This window comes from Pseudescherichia sp., assembly GCF_031987975.1.
Classification (GTDB): Bacteria; Pseudomonadota; Gammaproteobacteria; order Enterobacterales; family Enterobacteriaceae; genus Pseudescherichia.
In genome coordinates this window covers 285,093-307,015 of sequence record NZ_DALZYX010000004.1, presented here as the reverse complement: position 1 = coordinate 307,015, position 21,923 = coordinate 285,093, and the positions used below count along the sequence as shown (strand labels likewise).

At 57.9% G+C, this 21,923-nt stretch carries 19 protein-coding genes; 5 read left to right on the top strand and 14 right to left on the bottom strand.

Annotated elements, in window-relative coordinates; genetic code table 11:
* Positions 1–12: 12 nt before the first annotated feature.
* Positions 13–2,331 (top strand): alpha-xylosidase, encoded by a 2,319-nt coding sequence (gene yicI / locus RTN40_RS09180; protein ID WP_312228191.1) that lies wholly within the window; start codon positions 13–15, stop codon positions 2,329–2,331.
* Between the two features lie 7 nt (positions 2,332–2,338).
* Here yicI and RTN40_RS09175 read toward each other — a convergent pair whose 3' ends face one another.
* The 7 genes from RTN40_RS09175 to gmk form a co-directional block, all read right to left on the bottom strand.
* Positions 2,339–4,018 (bottom strand): AsmA family protein, encoded by a 1,680-nt coding sequence (locus RTN40_RS09175; protein WP_312228190.1) that lies wholly within the window; start codon positions 4,016–4,018, stop codon positions 2,339–2,341.
* A 120-nt stretch (positions 4,019–4,138) separates the two neighbouring features.
* Positions 4,139–5,530 (bottom strand): xanthine/proton symporter XanP, encoded by a 1,392-nt coding sequence (xanP, locus tag RTN40_RS09170; protein ID WP_312228189.1) that lies wholly within the window; start codon positions 5,528–5,530, stop codon positions 4,139–4,141.
* A 103-nt stretch (positions 5,531–5,633) separates the two neighbouring features.
* A complete protein-coding gene (gene recG / locus RTN40_RS09165) occupies positions 5,634–7,715 on the bottom strand; it encodes an ATP-dependent DNA helicase RecG (protein ID WP_312228188.1) in 2,082 nt (693 codons plus the stop codon).
* 4 nt (positions 7,716–7,719) lie between these two features.
* On the bottom strand, positions 7,720–8,409 hold the full coding sequence (gene trmH, locus RTN40_RS09160; RefSeq protein ID WP_312228187.1) for a tRNA (guanosine(18)-2'-O)-methyltransferase TrmH: 690 nt from the start codon (positions 8,407–8,409) through the stop codon (positions 7,720–7,722).
* Positions 8,410–8,413: 4 nt separating this feature from the next.
* Positions 8,414–10,522 carry a bifunctional GTP diphosphokinase/guanosine-3',5'-bis pyrophosphate 3'-pyrophosphohydrolase gene (gene spoT / locus RTN40_RS09155; RefSeq protein WP_312228186.1) on the bottom strand — a complete coding sequence of 703 codons (2,109 nt, stop codon included), beginning with the start codon at positions 10,520–10,522 and terminating at the stop codon, positions 8,414–8,416.
* Between the two features lie 18 nt (positions 10,523–10,540).
* Positions 10,541–10,816, bottom strand: coding sequence for a DNA-directed RNA polymerase subunit omega (gene rpoZ / locus RTN40_RS09150; protein ID WP_031523238.1), 276 nt, complete (start codon positions 10,814–10,816; stop codon positions 10,541–10,543).
* Between the two features lie 54 nt (positions 10,817–10,870).
* On the bottom strand, positions 10,871–11,494 hold the full coding sequence (gene gmk / locus RTN40_RS09145; protein ID WP_312228185.1) for a guanylate kinase: 624 nt from the start codon (positions 11,492–11,494) through the stop codon (positions 10,871–10,873).
* Between the two features lie 256 nt (positions 11,495–11,750).
* On the opposite strand from gmk, the gene ligB reads away from it, so the two are divergent.
* Positions 11,751–13,430, top strand: coding sequence for an NAD-dependent DNA ligase LigB (ligB, locus tag RTN40_RS09140; protein WP_312228184.1), 1,680 nt, complete (start codon positions 11,751–11,753; stop codon positions 13,428–13,430).
* A 9-nt stretch (positions 13,431–13,439) separates the two neighbouring features.
* Here the strand turns inward: ligB and RTN40_RS09135 are convergent, their stop codons facing one another.
* From RTN40_RS09135 to RTN40_RS09120, 4 genes are all read right to left on the bottom strand, one after another.
* Positions 13,440–14,165, bottom strand: a complete 726-nt coding sequence (locus tag RTN40_RS09135; RefSeq protein ID WP_312228183.1) for a 4'-phosphopantetheinyl transferase superfamily protein — start codon at positions 14,163–14,165, stop codon at positions 13,440–13,442.
* Between the two features lie 75 nt (positions 14,166–14,240).
* Positions 14,241–15,299, bottom strand: a complete 1,059-nt coding sequence (locus tag RTN40_RS09130; RefSeq protein WP_312228182.1) for a methylated-DNA--[protein]-cysteine S-methyltransferase — start codon at positions 15,297–15,299, stop codon at positions 14,241–14,243.
* Positions 15,286–16,047, bottom strand: coding sequence for an isocitrate lyase/phosphoenolpyruvate mutase family protein (locus RTN40_RS09125; RefSeq protein ID WP_312228181.1), 762 nt, complete (start codon positions 16,045–16,047; stop codon positions 15,286–15,288). The genes RTN40_RS09130 and RTN40_RS09125 overlap by 14 nt, the downstream gene beginning before the upstream one ends.
* 185 nt (positions 16,048–16,232) lie before the next feature.
* Complete coding sequence (locus tag RTN40_RS09120) at positions 16,233–17,096, bottom strand: YicC/YloC family endoribonuclease (protein ID WP_312228180.1); 864 nt, start codon at positions 17,094–17,096, stop codon at positions 16,233–16,235.
* Positions 17,097–17,220: 124 nt separating this feature from the next.
* Here RTN40_RS09120 and rph point away from each other — a divergent pair, with 124 nt between their 5' ends.
* Positions 17,221–17,937 (top strand): ribonuclease PH, encoded by a 717-nt coding sequence (gene rph, locus RTN40_RS09115; protein ID WP_312211706.1) that lies wholly within the window; start codon positions 17,221–17,223, stop codon positions 17,935–17,937.
* Positions 17,938–17,999: 62 nt separating this feature from the next.
* Positions 18,000–18,641 (top strand): orotate phosphoribosyltransferase, encoded by a 642-nt coding sequence (gene pyrE / locus RTN40_RS09110; RefSeq protein WP_312228179.1) that lies wholly within the window; start codon positions 18,000–18,002, stop codon positions 18,639–18,641.
* A 47-nt stretch (positions 18,642–18,688) separates the two neighbouring features.
* Here the strand turns inward: pyrE and slmA are convergent, their stop codons facing one another.
* The 3 genes from slmA to coaBC are packed head-to-tail and all read right to left on the bottom strand — an operon-like array spanning position 18,689 to position 20,972.
* A complete protein-coding gene (slmA, locus tag RTN40_RS09105) occupies positions 18,689–19,285 on the bottom strand; it encodes a nucleoid occlusion factor SlmA (protein ID WP_312228178.1) in 597 nt (198 codons plus the stop codon).
* 39 nt (positions 19,286–19,324) lie between these two features.
* Positions 19,325–19,783 (bottom strand): dUTP diphosphatase, encoded by a 459-nt coding sequence (gene dut / locus RTN40_RS09100; RefSeq protein ID WP_042393343.1) that lies wholly within the window; start codon positions 19,781–19,783, stop codon positions 19,325–19,327.
* Positions 19,761–20,972 (bottom strand): bifunctional phosphopantothenoylcysteine decarboxylase/phosphopantothenate--cysteine ligase CoaBC, encoded by a 1,212-nt coding sequence (gene coaBC / locus RTN40_RS09095; RefSeq protein ID WP_312228270.1) that lies wholly within the window; start codon positions 20,970–20,972, stop codon positions 19,761–19,763. The genes dut and coaBC overlap by 23 nt, the downstream gene beginning before the upstream one ends.
* A 193-nt stretch (positions 20,973–21,165) precedes the next feature.
* Between coaBC and radC the strand changes: the two genes are divergently transcribed.
* Complete coding sequence (radC, locus tag RTN40_RS09090; RefSeq protein ID WP_312228269.1) at positions 21,166–21,840, top strand: RadC family protein; 675 nt, start codon at positions 21,166–21,168, stop codon at positions 21,838–21,840.
* The last annotated feature ends 83 nt before the right edge of the window (positions 21,841–21,923 follow it).

Here is a 21,923-nt window from a genome sequence, read left to right as displayed (position 1 = left end):
AAGGAACAGAACATGAAAATCAGTGATGGAAACTGGCTTATTCAACCCGGCCTTAACGTGATCTCTCCGGTGCAGGTTTTTGACGTAGAGCAGCAAGGCAGCGAGCTGTTAATCCACGCCGCGCCGCGTGACGTGCGCGAGCGGACGTGGCAGCTGGATACCCCGCTTTTTACTCTGCGTCTCTTCTCGCCGCAGGAGGGCGTGATCGGCGTGCGGATGGAGCACTTCCAGGGCGCGCTGGATAATGGCCCACACTACCCGCTGAACGTGCAAAAAGACGTTGAGGTTGAAGTACAAAACGACGAGACGTTCGCATCCCTGACCTCCGGCAACCTCACCGCACGGGTGACTAAAGGCGAGACGTGGTCGCTGGATTTTCTGCGCAACGGCGTGAGGATCACCGGCAGCCAGCTGAAGAACAGCGGCTACGTGCAGGATGCGCATCATGGGAAAAACTACCTGTTCGAGCGGCTGGATTTGAGTGTCGGAGAGGCTGTTTATGGCCTGGGCGAGCGTTTTACCGCTCTGGTACGCAACGGCCAGACGGTGGAGACCTGGAACCGCGACGGTGGCACCAGCACCGAGCAGGCGTACAAAAATATCCCTTTCTACCTCACCAATCGCGGCTACGGTGTGCTGGTGAACCATCCCGAGTGCGTCTCCTTTGAGGTGGGATCGGAAAAGGTGTCGAAGGTGCAGTTCAGCGTTGAGGGCGAGCACCTTGAGTACTTCGTGATCGACGGCCCGACACCGAAGGATGTCCTGAACCGCTATACGCAGCTCACCGGCCGTCCGGCGCTGCCGCCCGCGTGGTCGTTTGGTCTCTGGCTCACCACCTCGTTTACTACTAACTACGACGAGGCCACGGTAAACAGCTTTATCGACGGCATGGCCGAGCGCAATCTGCCCCTGCACGTTTTCCACTTCGACTGCTTCTGGATGAAGGCCTTCCAGTGGTGCGATTTTGAGTGGGACCCGGTCACCTTCCCGGATCCAGAGGGCATGATCCGCCGCCTGAAGGCGAAGGGGTTGAAAATCTGCGTCTGGATCAACCCCTACATTGGGCAGAAGTCGCCGCGCTTTAAGGAGCTGAAGGAGAAAGGCTACCTGCTCAAGCGCCCGGACGGCTCGCTCTGGCAGTGGGACAAGTGGCAGCCGGGGCTGGCAATCTATGATTTTACCAACCCAGAGACCTGCCGCTGGTACGCCGACGAACTGAAGAAGCTGGTGGCGATCGGCGTCGACTGCTTTAAAACCGACTTTGGCGAGCGCATCCCTACCGACGTTCAATGGTTCGACGGCGCCGATCCGCAGAAGATGCACAACCACTATGCCTATATCTACAACGAGCTGGTGTGGAACGTGCTGAAAGAGACGGTGGGCGAGCGCGAGGCGGTGCTGTTTGCCCGCTCGGCCTCGGTAGGGGCGCAGCAGTTCCCGGTGCACTGGGGCGGCGACTGTTACGCCAACTATGAATCGATGGCGGAGAGCCTGCGCGGCGGGCTGTCGATTGGTCTCTCCGGGTTTGGTTTCTGGAGCCACGACATCGGCGGCTTTGAGAATACCGCTCCGGCGCATGTCTATAAACGCTGGTGCGCGTTCGGGCTGCTCTCCAGCCACAGCCGCCTGCACGGCAGCAAATCCTATCGCGTGCCCTGGGCCTATGACGAAGAGTCCTGCGACGTGGTGCGCCACTTTACCCAGCTTAAATGCCGCATGATGCCCTACCTCTACCGCCAGGCGGCGCTGGCTCGTGAGCAGGGTACGCCAATGCTGCGGGCGATGATGCTGGAGTTTCCGAACGATCCCGCCTGCGACTACCTCGACCGCCAGTATATGCTCGGCGACGCCGTGCTGGTTGCGCCGGTCTTCTCTGAGGCGGGTGACGTGCAGTTCTATCTGCCGGAGGGACGCTGGACGCATCTGTGGCGCAACGATGAGCTACAGGGCAGCCGCTGGCACAGACAGCAGCACGATTTTATGAGCCTGCCGGTCTATGTGCGCAACAACACGCTGCTGGCGCTGGGGAGCAACGACCAGCGGCCGGACTACGCGTGGCACGAGGGAACCGCCTTCCAGCTCTTTGCCCTTGAGGATGGTTACGAGGCTACCTGCGAGGTGCCCGGGGACGACGGCGCGGTGATGTTTACCCTGAAGGTTAAGCGTGAGGGTAATACGCTGCGCGTAGTGGGTTCCGGCGAGGCGCAGGGCTGGACGCTCTGCCTGCGCAACGTAACGCAGGTTGGCGGCGTGCAAGGCGGCACATCCGCTGGCAGCGAGTGGGGCGTGGTGGTGAGCGCTGAAAGTAATACGCTCACCATCGAGCTGTAGTTATTGCTTACTGCACGATTTCGCCGTTGCGCATCGTCTGGGTAAGCTGCTGCTTCATGACGTCGATCGCTTTCAGCTCGCCGTTTACCGTTGGCTTCAGCGGTGCCTCGGCGTTGACCCTGCCGGTGGCGGTGAGCTGGATATTGCCGCCACCGGAAAGCGGCAGGGCAGGCCAGCCCCACTGCTGCAAGATGCTGAGCGGAATGCCGCGCCCGTTGAGGTTAACGTTCACCTGCCGCTCCGGTCCCTGCGAAACGGTCGCGGTTCCCTCCAGCAGCCCCTGGCCGGTAAAGGCACTTAGCTCGCTGATGTTGACCGTGCTGCGGTCAGCAGCCAGCGCCAGCGAAGGTCGGCGGACATCAACGCGGTTAAAGGTTGCCGCAGCGGCGTTGAGCTTGGCGCTGCCGCCCCACACGCCCCACTGGCGATCCCTTGCCAGCTGTAAGTTTGCACCGTAACCATCCAGAGCGGTGATCTGCCACGGAAACGCAGGATCGATATCAATCACCAGGTTACGGCTGGCACTGAACCTTTTTAGCGTCACGCTGTTCAGCCAGCCGGGGAGCCGATCCATCCACAGCTGTTTCCAGTTAGCTGGCAGAGTATATTCCAGGCCGGCTATCGCCGCGTCGTCCAGCACCAGCGCTTTACCATCTCGCAGCCAGTTGCCTGAGGTACGCACCATGCCGCCTTCCCAGCGGGAGGTAAACTGGCGCAGCGCGATGCCCTGCGGCGAAAACTCGGCGTTAAAAATCGGATCGAAGAGGTGCAGCGAGCCAAAGATAAACTCGCTGGCGTTCATCGAGAGTCGGCCATCTTCACTCTGCCAGTCGCCCTTCGTCAGGGTCAGGCCACGGGCGCTGAGATCGAGATCGGTTACCGCCCAGTCCGGTCCCTGCAGGCGGGCATCGGTCACTTCAAGACGGCCAATCTGTAGCGAGGGCAGGGTGGTCAGCGGGGCAAAGAAATCGGTCAGGGATTTATCACTCTGTAGGCGGATGTCGTTCAGGCGCAGGCTATCGACAATCCAGCCTCCGTCGGCGGTGCGGCGAGCCGTGCCGGTGAGCGAACCGCGCGCCATATCCGCGCCAATCGTGCTCAGGGTTACGTCGCTGTTATCGATGCTGCCCTGAATCAGCACGTTGCTGACGGGAACGCCGTTTAGCGTCATCGAGCCGGCGCTGAACTGAATTTGTGCTTTACTGCCCATCACGTTGCCCGCCACCGGCTCCCAGGGCGTGATGCCGCCGGTTACCCGCTGGGCGCTGAGATCCCAGCCGGTGGCCGGGCTGTTAAAGGCCATATCGCTCAGCAACAGGCGGTCGGCCTTCAGCGGCAGCGGCGCGGTGGCAGGCGAGAGGTTGAGCGTTCCCTCCTGAAGCAAGATAGTGTCCGCGTGCAGGGGATCGGTGAGCTGGCGGCTGCTGAAGCCGATGTCCACGCTCTTTGCCTCCAGCGTCGCGGGCTGGCCTTTGCGGCCAAAGTTGACGTTTTTGAGCAGCAGATGGGAAGGTGAAGAGAAGCGGTGATCGGCGGCGTCAAAGGCGAGGTGATAGTCGGTATTGCTGCTGACCCACTTGCCGACCTGCGTTGCACCCCAGCGCGTCTGAACCAGAAAATAGCAGGCCAGGATCACCAGCAGCAGGGCGATCGCGATGTAGAGCAGCATTTTTCCAATCAGTTTCATGGTCTTCCTTCCCGGTGAGCATACAAGGAATTTATGCACGATTTATGCGCAATGCTCAAGGAGGGAATAGTGAGACAGTGTTACGGCGGCAGCGGATGAATACCGCTGCCGCGAGGGGGACTAGTTCTTCTCTGGCGGGAAGACGAGGTTCAGCACGATAGCGGTAATACCGCCCGCGGCGATGCCGGAGGAGAGCAGGTTTTTCAGCCAGTCCGGCGCAAACTGCAGGATCAGCGGCTGCTGGGAGACGCCGAGGCCGACGGCCAGCGAGAGGGCGATGATCATGATTGCGCGGCGGTTCAGCGGCTCGCGGGAGACGATACGCACCCCGGAGGCGGCGATGGTGCCGAACATGACCAAAGTCGCACCGCCGAGCACCGGCTCAGGAATGTGCTGGACGAAGCCGCTCACTGCCGGGAAGAGACCGAGCACGATCAGCATCAGCGCCACGATAAAGCCCACGTAGCGGCTGGCAACGCCGGTCAGCTGGATCACGCCATTGTTCTGGCCGAAGCAGGAGTTCGGGAAGGTATTGAACACCGCCGAAACAAAAGAGTTCAGGCCGTTAGCCAGCACGCCGCCCTTCAGACGCTTCATATAGAGCGGACCGGAGACCGGCTGCTCAGAGACGTCGGAGGTGGCGGTGATGTCACCGATGGTTTCAAGGGAGGTGATCATGAATACCAGCATCAGCGGCAGAAGCAGGCTCCAGTCGATGCCCAGGCCGTAGTAGAGCGGAGTCGGGATCATGATCAGGTCGCTGCTGGCCGGGGCGCTGTTCTGCGGCAGCATGCCCATCCACCAGGCCAGCAGGTAGCCTACCGCCATGGCGATCACCAGTGAAGCCACGCGCAGGTAAGGGTTACGCTGGCGGTTCAGCAGGATGATCACAGCCAGCACCACGCCCGCTAGCAGCAGGTTTTTCGGTGCGCCGAAGGTGTGATCCGCCATTGCGCCGTAGCCGCCGCCGATGGAGGTCAGGCCGACCTGAATCAGCGACAGGCCGATAATCATCACCACCACGCCGGAGACTAGCGGAGTGATCACCCGGCGGGCCAGGTGCAGTACGCGGGAGATGACCATCTCGGTGCAGCTCGCCAGCATCAGGGTGCCGAACAGCGCCGCCATCATCGTTGGGACGTCCGCACCGCCGGTTTTCAGCGCCGTGCCGCCCATGATCAGCGGGGCAACAAAGTTAAAGCTGGTGCCCTGAATCGACAGCAGGCCTGAACCCACCGGACCCCAGGCTTTAATCTGGATAATCGAGGCGACGCCGGAGGCGAACAGCGACATGCTGATAATGTGCTGCGTATCCTGCGCGGGCAGGCCCAGCGCCTGGCAGATCAGCAGTGCCGGAGTGATGACCGCAACAAACATCGCCAGCAGGTGCTGGCAGGCGGCAAAAAGGGTTTGCGCCAGCGGCGGACGGTCTTCCAGACGGTAGATCAGTTCGCTGTTGTGTGGCTGCGCAACCGGTTGCGCATTTTCTGACTCGACGGTGTTAACGGACATCTCAGGCAATTCCACGGTGGAAAAGCGGGCATTTTAGCTGAGCAACTCATAAAAGCAAACGATTGCATTTATAAATTTTACAAGGTGTTTCTGAGAGGTGTTATCAGGCGTTGGAATAACGTTCGGTTTCCGGCATCCAGCGCTCGATAAGCGCAGCGGCCTGCTCCGGGTAGCGTTCATGAATATGACGGGCGAGGCGCTGTACTTCAGGGATCATCGCCCGGTCGCGTAGCAGGTCGGCGACCTTAAACTCGGCGTTGCCGGTCTGGCGGGTACCCAGCAGCTCGCCGGGGCCGCGGATCTCCAGATCCTTTTGCGCAATTACAAAGCCGTCGTTGCTGTCGCGCAGCACCTGCAAACGCTTTTGCGCAGTTTTAGAGAGCGGGGATTTGTAGAGCAGCACGCAGTGAGAGGCAACCGCGCCCCGGCCAACGCGGCCTCGCAGCTGATGGAGTTGCGCAAGGCCAAGACGCTCCGGGTTCTCAATGATCATCAGGCTGGCGTTAGGGACGTCTACGCCTACTTCAATTACCGTGGTCGCCACCAGCAGATGCAGCTCGCCCTGCTTGAACGCCTGCATTACCGCCTGCTTCTCGGCGGGCTTCATACGGCCATGGACCAGGCCAACGTTCAGCTCCGGCAGGGCTAGCTTCAGCTCCTCCCACGTGGCTTCGGCGGCCTGGGCCTCCAGCAGGTCGGACTCTTCAATCAGGGTGCAGACCCAGTAGGCCTGACGGCCTTCGGTAGTGCAGGCATGACGCACGCGATCGATAATTTCGCTGCGGCGCGTATCGGCAATCGCCACGGTGGTGACCGGGGTACGTCCCGGCGGCAGCTCGTCGATCACCGAGGTGTCGAGATCGGCGTAGGCGGTCATCGCCAGGGTACGGGGAATAGGAGTGGCGGTCATGATCAGCTGATGCGGATGGAAACCCTGCTGCTGGCCCTTCTCCCGCAGTGCCAGCCGCTGGTGGACGCCAAAGCGGTGCTGCTCATCGATAATCACCAGCGCCAGGCCGTTAAACTGCACCTGCTCCTGGAATATAGCGTGCGTACCGACCACCATCTGCACCTGACCGCTGGCAATGGCTTCCTGTTGCGCAAGGCGGGCCTTACCCTTCTGCTTGCCCGCCAGCCAGCCCACTTCAATTCCCAGCGGTTCAAACCAGCTACGGAAGTTGTTGGCATGCTGCTCGGCCAGCAGCTCGGTGGGTGCCATCAGCCCCACCTGCTTACCGTTGGCGATAGCGCGCAGCGCGGCGAGAGCGGCCACCAACGTTTTACCCGAGCCAACGTCGCCCTGCACCAGGCGCATCATGGGGATATCCAGCGCCATATCGTGTTCGATCTCTGCCGTGACCCGCGCCTGAGCGGCGGTTGGCTTAAACGGCAGGGCCGCCAGCAGCTGGTTTTTTAACGTATCGTTGGCCTTCAGCGACTGGGCGTGAAAACGCTGCGCCCCGGCGCGTAATGCCAGCATACTGAGGTTGTGTGCCAGCAGCTCTTCCAGGATCAGGCGGCGCTGGGCGGGGTGCTGGCCATGCTCTAAATCGGTCAGCTGTAGCGTCGGCGGCGGGCGATGCAGCGTGCGTAGTGCTTCCGGCAGGCTCATCATCCCCTGTGCCAGCTCAGGCGGCAGCAGCTCTGAAATAGCGCAGGTGTCGAGCAGATCCAGCGCCTGATCGGTCAGCTTGCGCAGCGTTCCCTGCTTAATGCCTTCGGTAGTGGGATAGACCGGCGTCAGGGTCTCCTGCAGCTCCGGGGTGCTGAGATCGCCTTGAATCCGGTACTCGGGGTGGATCATCTCCGCGCCGTACTTGCCGCGTTTCGCTTCGCCGTAGGCCAGCACGCGGCGGCCTGGCGAGAGGCTATTTTTCATCGCCGCGTTAAAGTTGAAAAAGCGCATCGTCAGGATGCCGCTGCCGTCGCTGATCTGGCAGGTCATCATCCTGCGGCCACCGAAGGTGACATTGCTGTTCAGCACTTCGCCTTCAACCGTGGCATAGACGCCCGGCAGCAGATCGGCGATAGGGTAGAGATGGGTCCGGTCTTCGTAGCGCAGCGGCAGATGCAGGAGTAGATCCTGGACGTTAACCAGGCCGATTTTAGCCAGCTTGCTGCTTTGCGCCGCGCCAACGCCGGTTAAAGAACTGAGCGGGACAGCATCTAATAACCGACCTTGCATACGCTTACCTTGCTGCCTGCATGGTGGCCCACCACGCGGCGTCGGCTTCTATTTCGCCATGCGCGTTGAGGTCGGGATAGGGCAGCCCTTTCTGCTTCGCCACGCGGGCCAGCACCGGGTAACTGCCTTCAAACAGAAGTCGATGCTGGTCGTCATAATCTATGGTGCTCGTGTCGCGAGCGTACATTCCGGCGTTCTGCCGTTGACGCTGCGCCTCATAGAGGATCAGCGCAGAGGCGACCGAGACGTTAAGCGACTGCACCATGCCGATCATCGGAATAATAATGTCCTGGTCCGCCAGATCCAGCGCCTCCTGGGTGATACCGGTCTTCTCCTGGCCCATCAGAATGCAGGTCGGGCGGGTGTAGTCGATATCGCGGAAATCTACAGCTTTCTCAGAGAGATGGGTAGCCAGCACCTGCATCCCCTGGCCTTTCAGATGCCCGACGGCATCGGCAATGGTGCGGTGCGTTTTAACCTGTACCCAGCTGTTACTCCCTGCAGCAGAGGAGGCCATGATGCGCATCCGGTTTTCCGGCCAGACGGCGTGAACTTCATGCACGCCGACGGCATCGGCGGTGCGAATGATTGCCGAAACGTTATGCGGCTTGTGAACCTGCTCCATGCAGACGGTCAGATCAGGCTGCCGCCTGGCGAGCATCTCACGTATACGCGTATAACGTTTCAGAGTCATAAGGCTAGTTTCGGTTACGGGTGACCTTGATCACGTCCGGCAGTACGCGGATTTTGCGCATGATATTCGCCAGGTGCACGCGATCGCGGCAGGTCAGACGAATAAAGGCGCTATAGACGCGACCATCTTTCTCTTCCGTATTCAGGCTTTGAATATTGGAAGAGGCCGTGTTGATTGCCGCCGTCAGGTTCGCCAGCGCACCCTGGTGGTTGAACATATCAACCTTGATCTCGGTGATAAACTCCTGCGCCGTCTCTTTATCCCATTCCACCGCCATAAACTTCTCTGGCTCTTTCTGATAGCCACGGATGTTACGACAGGACTCATGGTGAATAACCAGCCCTTTGCCGGGGCTGACGTGCGCAATAATCGGGTCGCCGGGGATCGGACGGCAGCATTTTGCGAAAGTGATCAACACTCCGTCCGCGCCCTTAATCGGCAGGTGGCCGTGGCTAGGCGCGGTAGACACAGCGGAGGCTTCACCCTGCTGTAGGTTTTTCGCCACTACCACGCTCATGGCGTTGCCGAGACCGATCTCTGCAAGCAGATCGTCGAGGGAGACCAGCTTCATGCGTACCAGCTCGTGCTGGATATTCTCCGCCGGGATCTCTGCCAGCTTGCGGCTACCGCCGAGGGCGTGATTCAGCAGACGACGACCCAGGCTTACCGAGTCGTCGCGCTTGAGGTTTTTCAGCATCTGGCGGATTTTGGCGCGCGCTTTCGAGCTTACGACAAAGTTAAGCCAGGCGGCGTTCGGGCGTGCACCCGGCGCGGTAATAATCTCTACCGTCTGGCCGCTGGTCAGCGGCTGCGACAGCGGGTAAGGCTGTCGGTCAACGCGTGCGCCAACGCAGGCGTGGCCGATATCGGTATGCACCGCATAGGCGAAATCGACCGGCGTAGCACCGGCAGGCAGCTCAACGATGCGCCCTTCCGGTGTGAAAACGTAAATCTCATCCGGGAAGAGATCGGATTTAACGCTCTCGATAAATTCAAAGGAGCTGCCCGCACTCTGTTGGAGTTCAAGCAGGCTCTGCATCCAGCGCTGGGCGCGGATCTGTGCTGTAGTGCTGCTCTCACCGTGCTCTTTATAGGCCCAGTGCGCCGCAACCCCCATCTCCGCCATCTGATCCATATCTTCAGTACGGATCTGCACCTCAACCGGCACGCCGTGCGGGCCAATCATAGAGGTATGCAAAGATTGATAGCCGTTCGCTTTCGGAATAGCGATATAGTCCTTCATGCGTCCTGGACGCGGCTTATAGAGGCTGTGCATCTGACCCAGCACGCGGTAGCAGGTGTCGAGATCGTGGACAATCACCCGGAAGGCATAGATGTCCATGATCGAGTGAAAACGCTGCTCTTTCAGCACCATTTTGCAGTAGATGGAGTAGAGATGCTTCTCGCGACCGCTAACGCGGCAGGGGATACCCGCCTCCTGCAAACGCCCTTCGATCTCCGAGAGAATTTTTTGGATCATCTCTTTACGGTTGCCGCGTGCGGCCTTCACGACCTCTTTAATGACGCGGTAGCGGTTCGGGTGCAGCGCTTCAAAGCCCAGCTCTTCCAGCTCGGTTTTGATATGGTGGATACCTAAGCGGTGCGCCAGCGGACTGTAGATTTCGAGGGTTTCACGGGCGATGCGGCGACGTTTGTCCGGGCGTAGCGAGCCCAGCGTGCGCATGTTATGGGTGCGGTCAGCAAGTTTGATGAGAATGACGCGGATATCCTGCACCATCGCCATGATCATCTTGCGAAAGTTTTCGGCCTGCGCCTCTTTCTTATCGCGGAAATTCAGCTTATCAAGCTTTGAGACCCCTTCCACCAGTTCGGCCACGGTTTTGCCAAACAGCTGCTCCATGTCCTGGTAGGTGGCGGGGGTATCTTCAATTACGTCATGCAGCAGGGCGGCCATCAGCGTTTCGTGGTCGAGTTTCATCTCGGCCAGAATACAGGCCACCGCTACCGGGTGCGTAATGTAGGGTTCACCGCTTGAACGTGTCTGGCCCTCGTGAGCGTCACGTGCAACGAGATACGCCTGCTGGAGACGTTTGATCTGGTCTTCCGGCAGGTAGGTGCGAATCAGTTGATTCAGGCTTTCAAACAGATACAAGGGTGACCTGCAGCGTTATTAACGACGACCTTCAGCAATAGCGGTGACGGCCTGTAACTCAGCGGCTTCCTGCTCTTGCTGCTCCTGGCGCTCACGTACGTCGAGGATCTGGTTGTTGATCAGACCTTCTTCGATTTCGCGCAGCGCGATAACGGTAGTTTTATCGTTCTCTTCCGCTACCAGCGGATCTTTACCGCCAACCTGCATCTGACGAGCGCGACGCGCGGCCACCAGTACCAGGTCAAAACGGTTACCAATTTTCTCTACAGCGTCCTGAACAGTTACGCGTGCCATACTTAAAGTGCTCCACAGATGAAGAAATGACTGGGCATGATACTGAAACCCGGTTCAATCTGCCAATAGTTTGCTGATTAAAGCGTCATGTCGCTGCATTTGGCGGCCCATGCGCAGACGTTCAGCACGGATGATGGTCTTCATATCGCCGATCGCGGTATCAAAATCATCGTTCACAACCAGATAATCATATTCGGCGTAATGGCTCATTTCTGCAACTGCCTGGGCCATACGCCTGGCGATAACCTCTTCGCTATCCTGACCACGGCCGCGCAGGCGGCGATCCAGCTCCAGCTTCGACGGCGGCAATACAAAGATGCTGCGTGCCTGAGGCATTTTTGCGCGGATCTGCTGCGCGCCCTGCCAGTCGATATCGAGGAAGACGTCTACGCCCGTGGACAGCACCTGCTCGATGGCGGCCCGGGACGTACCGTAGTAGTTACCAAACACTTCTGCATGCTCAAGGAACGCATCGTTGCCAATCATGGTTTTAAACTCGTCATGATTCACAAAGAAGTAGTGTTCACCGTGCACTTCACCGGGACGCGGCGCGCGCGTGGTGTGTGAAACAGAAACCTGGGTATCGTACAACGGTTGGGTCTTTAACAAAGCCTGAATGAGGCTTGATTTACCCGCGCCACTGGGGGCGGAAACGATATAGAGCGTGCCTTGAGCCATGAGTATCTTTATATGTAATGAACGAACGGAAATGTCTACATACGTGCCTATTATACACGTCGGCACCCTTTAACGTAGTTTTTGTCACATTTTCGCACGAGATTATTGCATTTTGCGTACTCTCTTCCCGATCCAACTCTCGTTTGCAGCAACGCTTTAAAAAACGCTGAAGCCGCCTCGCAGCCTGCTGTTTTGCCAGTCGTCAGCCGGTTCGCCGTGCGGTATACCGTGCTGGTCGAGGCAAGGGAGGCAGAAAATGTGGAAGCGTAGAGGATTAGCGCTCGGCTTAACTATCTGGAGCTGTTACAGCACGGCGGCCTGTCCGTCCTGGTCACCCTTTCGGGCACAGCTGGAGATCGCCCGGCTCCAGCGGCAGGTCAGCCAGTGGAACGTGGCGTACTGGCGAGAGGGGAGCAGCGGAGTAAGCGATGCGGTGTACGATCGCCTCAGCGATCGGCTGGCGCAGTGGCAGCGTTGCTTTATATCCCAACCGCTGCCCGACGTCTCAGCGCCGCCCGTGAGCGGCACGGTGTCGCATCCGGTGATGCATACCGGGGTGCGCAAGCTGGCGGACAAGTATGCCCTTAAGCGCTGGATGAGCGGTCGCCACGATCTCTGGGTGCAGCCTAAGGTCGATGGGGTAGCGGTGACCCTGGTCTACCATAACGGGCAGCTAACGCAGGCAATCAGCCGTGGCGATGGCCGCAAGGGTGAGTCGTGGACGGAGAAGGTACGCCTTATTCCTTCCCTGCCTAAACGACTTGCCGGGCCGCTGGCAAACAGCGTGCTGCAGGGGGAGATCTATCTGGCGCGGGATGGGCATATCCAGCAGCGGATGGGCGGCACCAACGCCCGCGCAAAGGTAGCAGGCGCGCTGATGCAGCGGGAGAACTCCCCTCTGCTGAATGAGCTGGCGCTCTTTGTCTGGGCGTGGCCGGACGGACCTGCCGCCATGGCGCAGCGCCTGAAGCTGCTGAGCGAAGCCGGGTTTAGCACTAGCGCGCGTTTCAGCCTGCCGGTGAAAAATGCGGATGAGGTTGAGACGATCCGCACCCGCTGGTTCACCTCGCCGCTGCCCTTTGTCACTGACGGGGTGGCGATCCGTGGCGCGAAAGAGCCTGAGGGCAAGCGCTGGCGGCCCGGCGAGGGCGAATGGGTGGTGGCCTGGAAATATCCACCCGTTGAGCAGGTCGCCGAGGTGATGAACATCCGCTTTGCTACCGGGCGCAGCGGTAAAATCGCCGTGGTAGCGGAACTTGAGCCGGTGCAGCTGGATGACAAGACGGTGCGTCGGGTGAACCTTGGCTCCGTCCGCCGCTGGCATGAGCTGGATATTGCCCCGGGCGATCAGGTTCAGGTGAGCCTGGCGGGGCAGGGGATCCCGCGCATCGACCGGGTGATATGGCGCACTCTGGCGCGGGATAAGCCCGAGCCGCCGCCCGCACATTTTAATGCTCTGACCTGCTTTTATGCCTCGCCTGAATGCCTGCCGCAGTTTTTTGCCCGGCTGGTATGGCTCAGCTCGAAGCGGGTGCTGGATATTCCAGGGCTGGGCGACGCGGGCTGGCTGCTCCTGCATCAGACGCACCGCTTTGAGCACATATTCTCCTGGCTGGCCCTCACCCGACAGCAGCTAGAGAGCACGCCGGGGCTGAGCGCAGCCAGAGGGCGGCAGATCTGGCACCAGTTTAACCTGGCCCGCGAGCGGCCGTTTATCCGCTGGGTGATGGCGCTGGGCCTGCCGCTCACCCAGACCGCGCTGCGGCTCTCAAGCGACAGCAGCTGGTCAAAGTTTACCGAGCGCAATGAGCTTAGCTGGCAGCAGCTGCCGGGCGTGGGTGCAGAGAAGGCGCGGCAGCTGGTTGCCTTTGTGCACCATCCGCTTGTACACAGCCTCACCGCATGGCTGGCAGCGCAGGGGATAAAGGGGTTTTAAATTGGGAAGCTAGCCGATGCAGGTGATGACCGCGTCGTTGAGAAACGTATAGCTGCCGCTAAAGGCGGTGCCACATTTTAGCTCTGGAGTTAAGGTCTCGGTGAGCGTCAGGGTAAAGCGCTGCTCTGCTTCATCGATGTGGGTGACCTTTGCAGCCTGGAAATCAAAGTAGCGCCTCACTTCAGGCCACTGCGATTTGTACAGGCTCTCCTTAGCTGAAAAGAGCGTTAGCAGCGCCTGCGGGTAGGGCATGGCTAAAGCGGAGAGCAGCTGTTGCTCGTCGGGCGAGGCGAACATATCCGCCGTCTCCAGCATGATCTCGGGCTGCCACTGCTCAATATCAATACCGGGCATTAATCCCGCCGATTCAGGCGCAATCGCCACCAGCGCGTACCTGTCGCTGTGGGAGATACTGCCTCGCCAGCCAGCTGGCCACTGGGGAACGCGATCGTGAGTGCCAATCACCGTTGAGGCTGCCTGCGCCTGCTCAAGCAGTATCTGCCCGCAGTAGCGGCTGGCCAGATACTCGGCCCTGCGCTTCGCAACCGCATTAGCCAGCGCCGCCGGGAACGGCTGCGAGAAGGTCTGGAACAGTTGGTCGTTATAGTGTGCCCGGTCGTACTCAACGAGGCAGTAGGCCAGAGTAGGCAGGTGGCGGATGTAGCCGGACTCCGCACGCCGGATAAAGGGCAGGGCGTTGAAGGTGCGAGTGGGGCGGAGTAGGGTATTTGTCACTTCACTGTTTCACTATCGCAAATTCTCTGCTTCAGAACCACAATATCCCTCCGGTTTTTGAACGCATCTCCAGCATCAAATGTCATGTGTCGGGAGTGTTTTTTCATGGTTAATCAACCATGCCTTGCGTGCAACGCCGCCACCGTAACCTGTCATTGAACCATCCTTTCCGACAACCCGATGACAGGGAATGATAATAGCTACTCTATTCGCGCCACAGGCCGACGCTATCGCACGCGTGGCCATAGGGTTACCAATATCTACCGCAACCGCTCGGTAATTTGTTGTCTCGCCATAAGAAACACGCTGCAAACCTTGCCAGACAATACCTTGAAATTCACTGCCTGGCGTATCTAACGCCACGCTAAAATGCCGCCGCTGGCCCATGAAATATTCACCAATCTCTTTCTCTGCCTGGCGGGTATGACTGTTTTCTCCCGCTATGATACTTGCGTTTAAAAGACGTTGTAGATCGCTGAACTCGGTCTCTAACGCTCGTCGGTCAACAAATTCCAGCAAGCAGATGCCGCGATCGGTGGCGCATACAAACATAGGTCCCAGCGGAGTCGTAAACCGGTGGATTAAAATAACCTGACGCCGTGAACTTGGCGCGGATCCGGTCAATTTTTTACAGGTGTAGCCAAAGCCGCTCAGAGAATCATAGCCATTGTCGAATGCGACATCCGTTGCTGAGCGGCCTGCTTTAAGTTCCTGTAGCGCCACGTTAACGCGCTGCATACGTTGAAACGCCTGAAAGGTGATCCCATGGTTCTGCAGAAACCAGCGCCGTACTCGTTCCGGACTGATATTATGCTGGCGCAGTTTAGCATCGCTAACGCGCTCTTTTGGCGTGTCTCGAACCAGCTGTAACGCTTGTTCAATAAAATCGGGTGAAGTACAGGCATTTTCCATTGGGCGGCAAATTTTGCACGGGCGAAATCCGGCAGCGAGAACTGATTTAAGTTCTTTATAAAATTCGACATTTTCTCGCCTGGGTTTCCGTGCCCGGCATACTGAGATACAAAATACGCCTGTTGTTTTGACGCCGACGAAAAAGACCCCGGTAAACTCTGTAGAGCGTGCAAGCAATGCCTGATACCACACATCGCACTGTACATTGTCAGTTATTTTCATAGTTAAAAACGTCCGAAAAGGATTGGCTTGCCTGAATCTTACAGAGCGACTCTTTTAACCGGTCTTGCATTGCGGCATGGATAAAATTGCCCATAGAAATACGTCGAACACCCAGCGAAGCCAGCGTACCGAAATCTGGAAGCGTCGGCATACACATCACGTTTAAAGGCAGGGTAACGTGATGCGCCAGAGCAGCAATACTATCAGGTTGCGTCACGCCAGGAACAAATAATCCATTGGCACCATGGGCGGCGTATAGCTGCCCTCGAGACAGTGTCTCTTCCAGCGCATCCTCTATGTTAAGTAAAAACGTATCGGTACGAATATTAAGAAATATGCTGGGGCAGGCGGCGATGAGTTCCTGAAGTTTGCTGGCAAAGGTATGCGCATCATCGAGGCTGCGTACGCCATTCACAACGTGGCTATCTTCAATGTTTATGCCTACAACGCCAGCCCGAGCCAGAAGATGGATATTTTCAATGATGCGGCTTGTCATATCGCCGTAACCCGATTCCAGATCAACGCTTAAGGGGAGTGATGTGACTGCTTTAATGCGGGTAACAATAAATAGCAGCTCGTCAAAACTCATACCTTCGCCATCTTCATACCCTAGCATAGCGGCAATAGCGGCACTGGATGTACCCAGCGCATGATACCCAGCCTGCTGTGCAATCAAAGCGCTGCTGGCATCCCAGACGTTAGCGATGAGCAGGGGATGGTTTTGATGATGAAGCGCATTGAAATCCATGATTCTCTCCGGATGTGGTATTTCCATTGAGTGTGGCGTTTTGCACATCTCTCTCACAACCGAAAAGTGGACGACTATTTTTTAAGTAGGGTAGTAATGCGGTAAGCAATATCATAAAAAGAAAAAGGCCATTTTTTGCAATGGCCTTTTCATTTAGATAGCACAAGAAGAGATAGCTTTAAGCATCACTCAATATTCTGGATCTGCTCGCGCATCTGCTCGATCAGCACTTTAAGTTCAATGGCAGAGGTCGTGATATCCGCATTAATGGACTTAGACGCCAGGGTGTTCGACTCGCGGTTGAACTCCTGCATCATAAAGTCCAGGCGGCGGCCAACGGCCTCTTTCTTCTTCAGAATGTTGTAGGTCTCTTTAACGTGCGCGTCGAGGCGGTCCAGCTCTTCGGCCACGTCGATGCGCTGGGCCATCAGCACCAGCTCCTGCTCAAGGCGGTTGTTCTCCAGCTGCACCTGGGCATCTTCCAGCTTGGCTACCAGACGCTCGCGCTGCCACTTCAGCACTTCCGGCATCTGGGCGCGTACTTTCGTCACCTCTTCGCTAACGCCTTCCAGACGCTGCTCGATCAGGCTCTTCAACGCCTGGCCTTCGGTCTCACGGGCAACAATAAAGTCATCCAGCGCGCCGTCCAGCGCAGAGAGGATCTCAGCGGCAATCGCGTCCAGATCCTGTTCCTGGGCGGCCATCACGCCTGGCCAGCGCAGAATATCGACCGGGTTGATTTCACCCTCGTCACTCTGCATTTTGACCCAGTTGGCTGCTGTTACCAGCTGCTTAGCCAGTTTTTCGTTCAGGATCAGCTCGCTTTGCGCGCTGACGTCCGGCTCAAAACGCAGGTTACATTCGATTTTGCCGCGGGTCAGACGGGTGCGGATACGCTCACGTACCACCGGCTCAAGGCTGCGGAACTGCTCCGGCAGGCGGAACCAGGTCTCCAGATAGCGCTGGTTAACCGAGCGCAGTTCCCAGACTGCGCTGCCCCATTCACCCTTGATTTCACGCCGGGCGTAGGCTGTCATACTGCGGATCATAGACGTTCCTGTTTTTAAAGAGGAGATGGGGGGATTATAGCTTTCGGGGCCTTCTCAAGATAGGAATAAGCGTATTTAGTCCGTATAATGCGCAGCCACATTCGTAGAAGCCGGAGAAATCATCATGCGTCCAGCAGGCCGTAGCGCTAATCAGGTGCGTCCCGTCACCCTGACCCGAAACTATACAAAACACGCTGAAGGTGCCGTGCTGGTTGAATTCGGTGACACTAAAGTTCTGTGTACCGCCTCTATTGATGAAGGCGTACCGCGTTTTCTGAAAGGCCAGGGCCAGGGGTGGATTACCGCTGAGTATGGCATGCTGCCGCGCGCTACCCATACCCGTAACCCGCGTGAAGCCGCCAAAGGCAAGCAGGGTGGCCGCACGCTGGAGATCCAGCGCCTGATCGCCCGCTCTCTGCGCGCTGCCGTAGACTTAAAAGCGCTGGGTGAATTTACCATTACCCTCGACTGCGATGTGATCCAGGCCGATGGCGGTACACGTACCGCCTCCATTACCGGGGCGTGCGTGGCGCTGGCAGATGCGCTGAACAAGCTGGTCGCCGCAGGCAAGCTGAAGACCAACCCGATGAAAGGGATGGTGGCAGCGGTCTCCGTGGGCATCGTCAATGGCGAAGCGGTGTGCGATCTGGAGTACGTTGAAGATTCCGCCGCCGAAACCGATATGAACGTGGTGATGACCGAAGATGGTCGGATGATCGAGGTGCAGGGCACCGCCGAGGGCGAGCCGTTCACCCACGAGGAATTGCTCTCCTTACTGGCGCTGGCCAGAGAGGGGATTGAATCCATCGTAGCGACGCAAAAAGCGGCGTTAGAGAATTGATTTAAGGGCGACAATGTCGCCCTTCTTTTTGTCTGTAATAAAGTGAAATGAGGAGCCAATCCATGAAACCGTATCAGCGCCAGTTTATTGAGTTTGCGCTTAACAAGCAGGTACTTAAGTTCGGCGAGTTTACGCTGAAATCCGGGCGTAAAAGCCCCTATTTCTTCAACGCCGGGCTGTTTAATACCGGGCGCGATCTGGCACTGTTAGGCCGTTTCTATGCCGAAGCGCTGGTAGATTCCGGTATCGATTTCGATCTGCTGTTTGGCCCTGCCTATAAAGGCATTCCTATCGCCACCACCACGGCGGTTGCGCTGGCGGAACATCACGAGCGCGACGTGCCCTACTGCTTCAACCGCAAAGAAGCTAAAGACCACGGTGAGGGCGGCAATCTGGTCGGCAGCGCGCTGCAGGGCCGCGTGATGCTGGTAGATGATGTGATCACCGCCGGAACGGCGATCCGCGAATCGATGGAGATTATCCAGGCCAATGGCGCGACGCTGGCCGGGGTGCTGATCTCCCTTGACCGCCAGGAGCGCGGGCGCAGCGATATCTCGGCGATTCAGGAGGTCGAGCGTGACTACGGCTGCCAGGTAATTTCTATCATCACGCTGAAGGATCTCATTGCCTATCTGGAAGAGCGTCCGGAGATGGCCAACCATCTGGCGTCGGTGCAGGCGTATCGGGAAGAGTTTGGCGTGTAAATGTTAAACTGCCCGGTGGCGCAAGCGCTGACCGGGCAGATCGATCGTCAATGTAGTTGGGCCACCATCAGCGGCCAGCGGACGTCAAAATCATCCGTAGGCCGGTATTTGAACTCGCTGCGTACAAAACGCGACAGCATTCCTTCACACTGGGCCAGCAGCTGACTCGCCAGCAGCGTCTCATCCACGGTAAAACCCTCGCCCTCACGCATTTTACGCTCGCGCAGAACCTGTCGCAGCTGCGATTCAATCCGTTCAAACAGCTGGTTAATACGGCCCTGAAGGCGATCCTGCTCAAACATCAGCGCATGACCGGTGAGGATCCGCGTCAGCCCTGGGTTACGTTCACCGAAGCCTAAAATAAGCTGAATGATAAGACGCAGGCGTGCCAGCGTATCTTTCTCATCTTTTAGGATTAAGTTGATACGCGTCGTCAGGCTATCTTCGATAAACTCGATCAAGCTGTCAAACATGCGCGTTTTGCTTGGAAAATGCCGATAAAGGGCCGCTTCGGAGACACCAACCGATGCAGCCAGCTTTGCCGTGGTAATGCGTTGGCTGCCATCGCTGGATTCAAGCATTAGCGCCAGAGACTGAAGTATTTCTTCGCGACGATTCCTTTTCGCGGTTTGTTTTTCTGCCATGTTTTAGACGCATCCTGGATGATATAAGGATGAGGCGACTTACTGACGCCCGGAATGGCCGAAGCCGCCTTCACCACGTTCAGAGCTGTCAAACTCCTCTACCAGGTTGAACTCTGCCTGCACCACCGGCACAAATACCATCTGTGCAATACGTTCGCCCGGCTCAATAGTGAAGCTCTCCTTGCCACGGTTCCAGACGGAGACCATTAGCTGCCCCTGGTAATCCGAATCAATCAGGCCAACCAGGTTGCCCAGCACCACGCCATGCTTATGACCGAGGCCCGAGCGCGGTAAAATCACTGCGGCCAGCGATGGATCGGCGATGTGAATAGCCAGTCCGGTCGGCAGCAGCGTCGTTGCGCCCGGCGCCAGCTCTACGGCGTCATCAAGACAGGCTCGCAGGTCAAGTCCGGCAGAGCCGGAGGTGGCGTAGGTTGGCAGCGGAAACGCTTTACCAACGCGCGGGTCCATAATTTTAACGTCGATTTTTTTCATCATAACGGGTAACGATCTCGTCCAGTAGTAGTTGTCCCAGAAGTGCTTTGCGCTCAAGCGGCAAGACTTTGTCGCCGTCTTGCCAGAAAAGGTGTAATGCGTTGCTGTCGCTGTTAAACCCTTGATTTTCAACAGATACGTCGTTGGCGCAGATCAGATCAAGGTTTTTGCGGATACGTTTTTGCCGGGCGTATTCTTCCACATTATTTGTTTCGGCGGCAAACCCTACCACATAAGGGCGGTTGGTACTCAGCGCGGCGACACCGGCAACGATATCCGGGTTTTTAACCATTTTTATTGTAATTTCATCGCCTTGCTTTTTGATCTTCTCATCGGCAACGGCGGCGGCGCGGTAGTCAGCGACGGCAGCACAGCCGATAAAAATCTGCTGCGACTGAACCTGAGCCTGTACGGCGGCTTCCATCTCCAGCGCGGTCACGACATCGACGCGCTTCACCCCTGTCGGCGTCGGCAGCGAAACCGGGCCGCTCACCAGCGTCACGTTCGCGCCAAGGCGGGCAGCGGCGGCGGCAATGGCGAAGCCCATCTTGCCGGAGCTTTTGTTGGTGATGTAGCGCACCGGATCCAGCAGCTCCTGCGTCGGGCCAGCGGTAATCATGATATTCAGATGTTGCAGCGTTTTGACAGGCGAAAAATGCGCAGCGGCCAGATCGACGATAGCGAGCGGGTCGAGCATTCGGCCTGGTCCAACGTCACCGCAGGCCTGGCTACCGCTGTCCGGCCCCCACTGCAGCAGGCCATGGGCGGCCAACACGCTAAGGTTATGCTGCGTCGCGGCGTTGCGGTACATCTGCTGGTTCATCGCCGGTACGACCGCGACGGGGGATGGCGTGGCCAGGCAAATCGTGGTGACCAGGTCGTTAGCCATACCGGCGGCCACGCGGGCAATCAGGTCGGCAGTCGCCGGGGCGAGGATCACCAGGTCAGCCCACTTGCCCAGCTCGATATGTCCCATTGCCGCTTCGGCAGCCGGATCCAGCAGGCTATCGGAAACCGGATAGCCTGATACCGCTTGCAGGCTCAGGGGAGTGATAAAGGCTTTGGCACCCTCTGTCATTGCCACGCGCACCTCTGCGCCGCGATCGCGCAGACGACGTACCAGTTCCGGCGTTTTGTAGGCAGCAATGCCGCCGCTCACGCCAAGAACGATTTTTTTACCGGCCAGGCTCATCATGATTCATTCCTGTTGGGTTTCACCAGAAGGTGGGCATTTTATCACACTCTGTAAAGTGAGGTGCTTTTGCGCATCACGCCCTTTACGAGCCGCCACGCAAAAGCGAAAACCGCAGGTCGAACCACCGATCGCGCGGTGATAAAATTGGGTTTTCACAGGGAGGAGCGCTATGGAAACGGCGAGAACGCTGATGTCATATAAGAACGTGCCGCGTGAAAAGATGCCCCGCGAGAAGATGCTGCGCCTGGGAATTGCATCCCTCACCGATATCGAACTGCTGGCGCTATTTCTGCGTACCGGTACGCCGGAACGCAGTGTGCTGGCGTTTGCCGAATATCTGGTCGCGCATTTCGGTTCGCTTTACGATCTGCTCTCTGCGGATGCGCAACAGTTTGCCGAGGTGTCGGGTATCGGCGTGGCCAAGTTTGCCCAGCTCAAAGGCATTGCCGAGCTGGCGCGCCGCTATCATGCCTCCAGCCTCCAGGAGGCGCTGACCCTGGACAGCCCGCAAGCCACCAGAGCGTTTTTGCAAAGCCAGCTTGCCGACGAACCGCGCGAGATCTTTCTGGTTATCTATCTCAATAATCAGAACCGGGTGCTCAGGCATAGCCGCCTCTTTTCCGGTACCTTAAGCCACGTTGAGGTCCACCCGCGGGAAATTGTTCGTGAAGCCATCGCGATCAACGCCGCTGCCGTGATCCTTGCCCATAATCATCCTTCAGGTTATGCAGAACCCAGTTTTGCTGATAAACAAATCACTGAACGTGTGGTAAAATGTTGTGAATTCATGGATATCCGTGTATTAGACCACCTCGTTGTAGGCCGGGGAGAGTGGGTTTCATTTGCTGAACGTGGTTGGATTTAAACCACCCCGCGCGATCCAGCGGGATCTTTGTCTGTTCGGGACTTGAGCACACAGCCGACACAGCGTATACTACGCCACCTTTG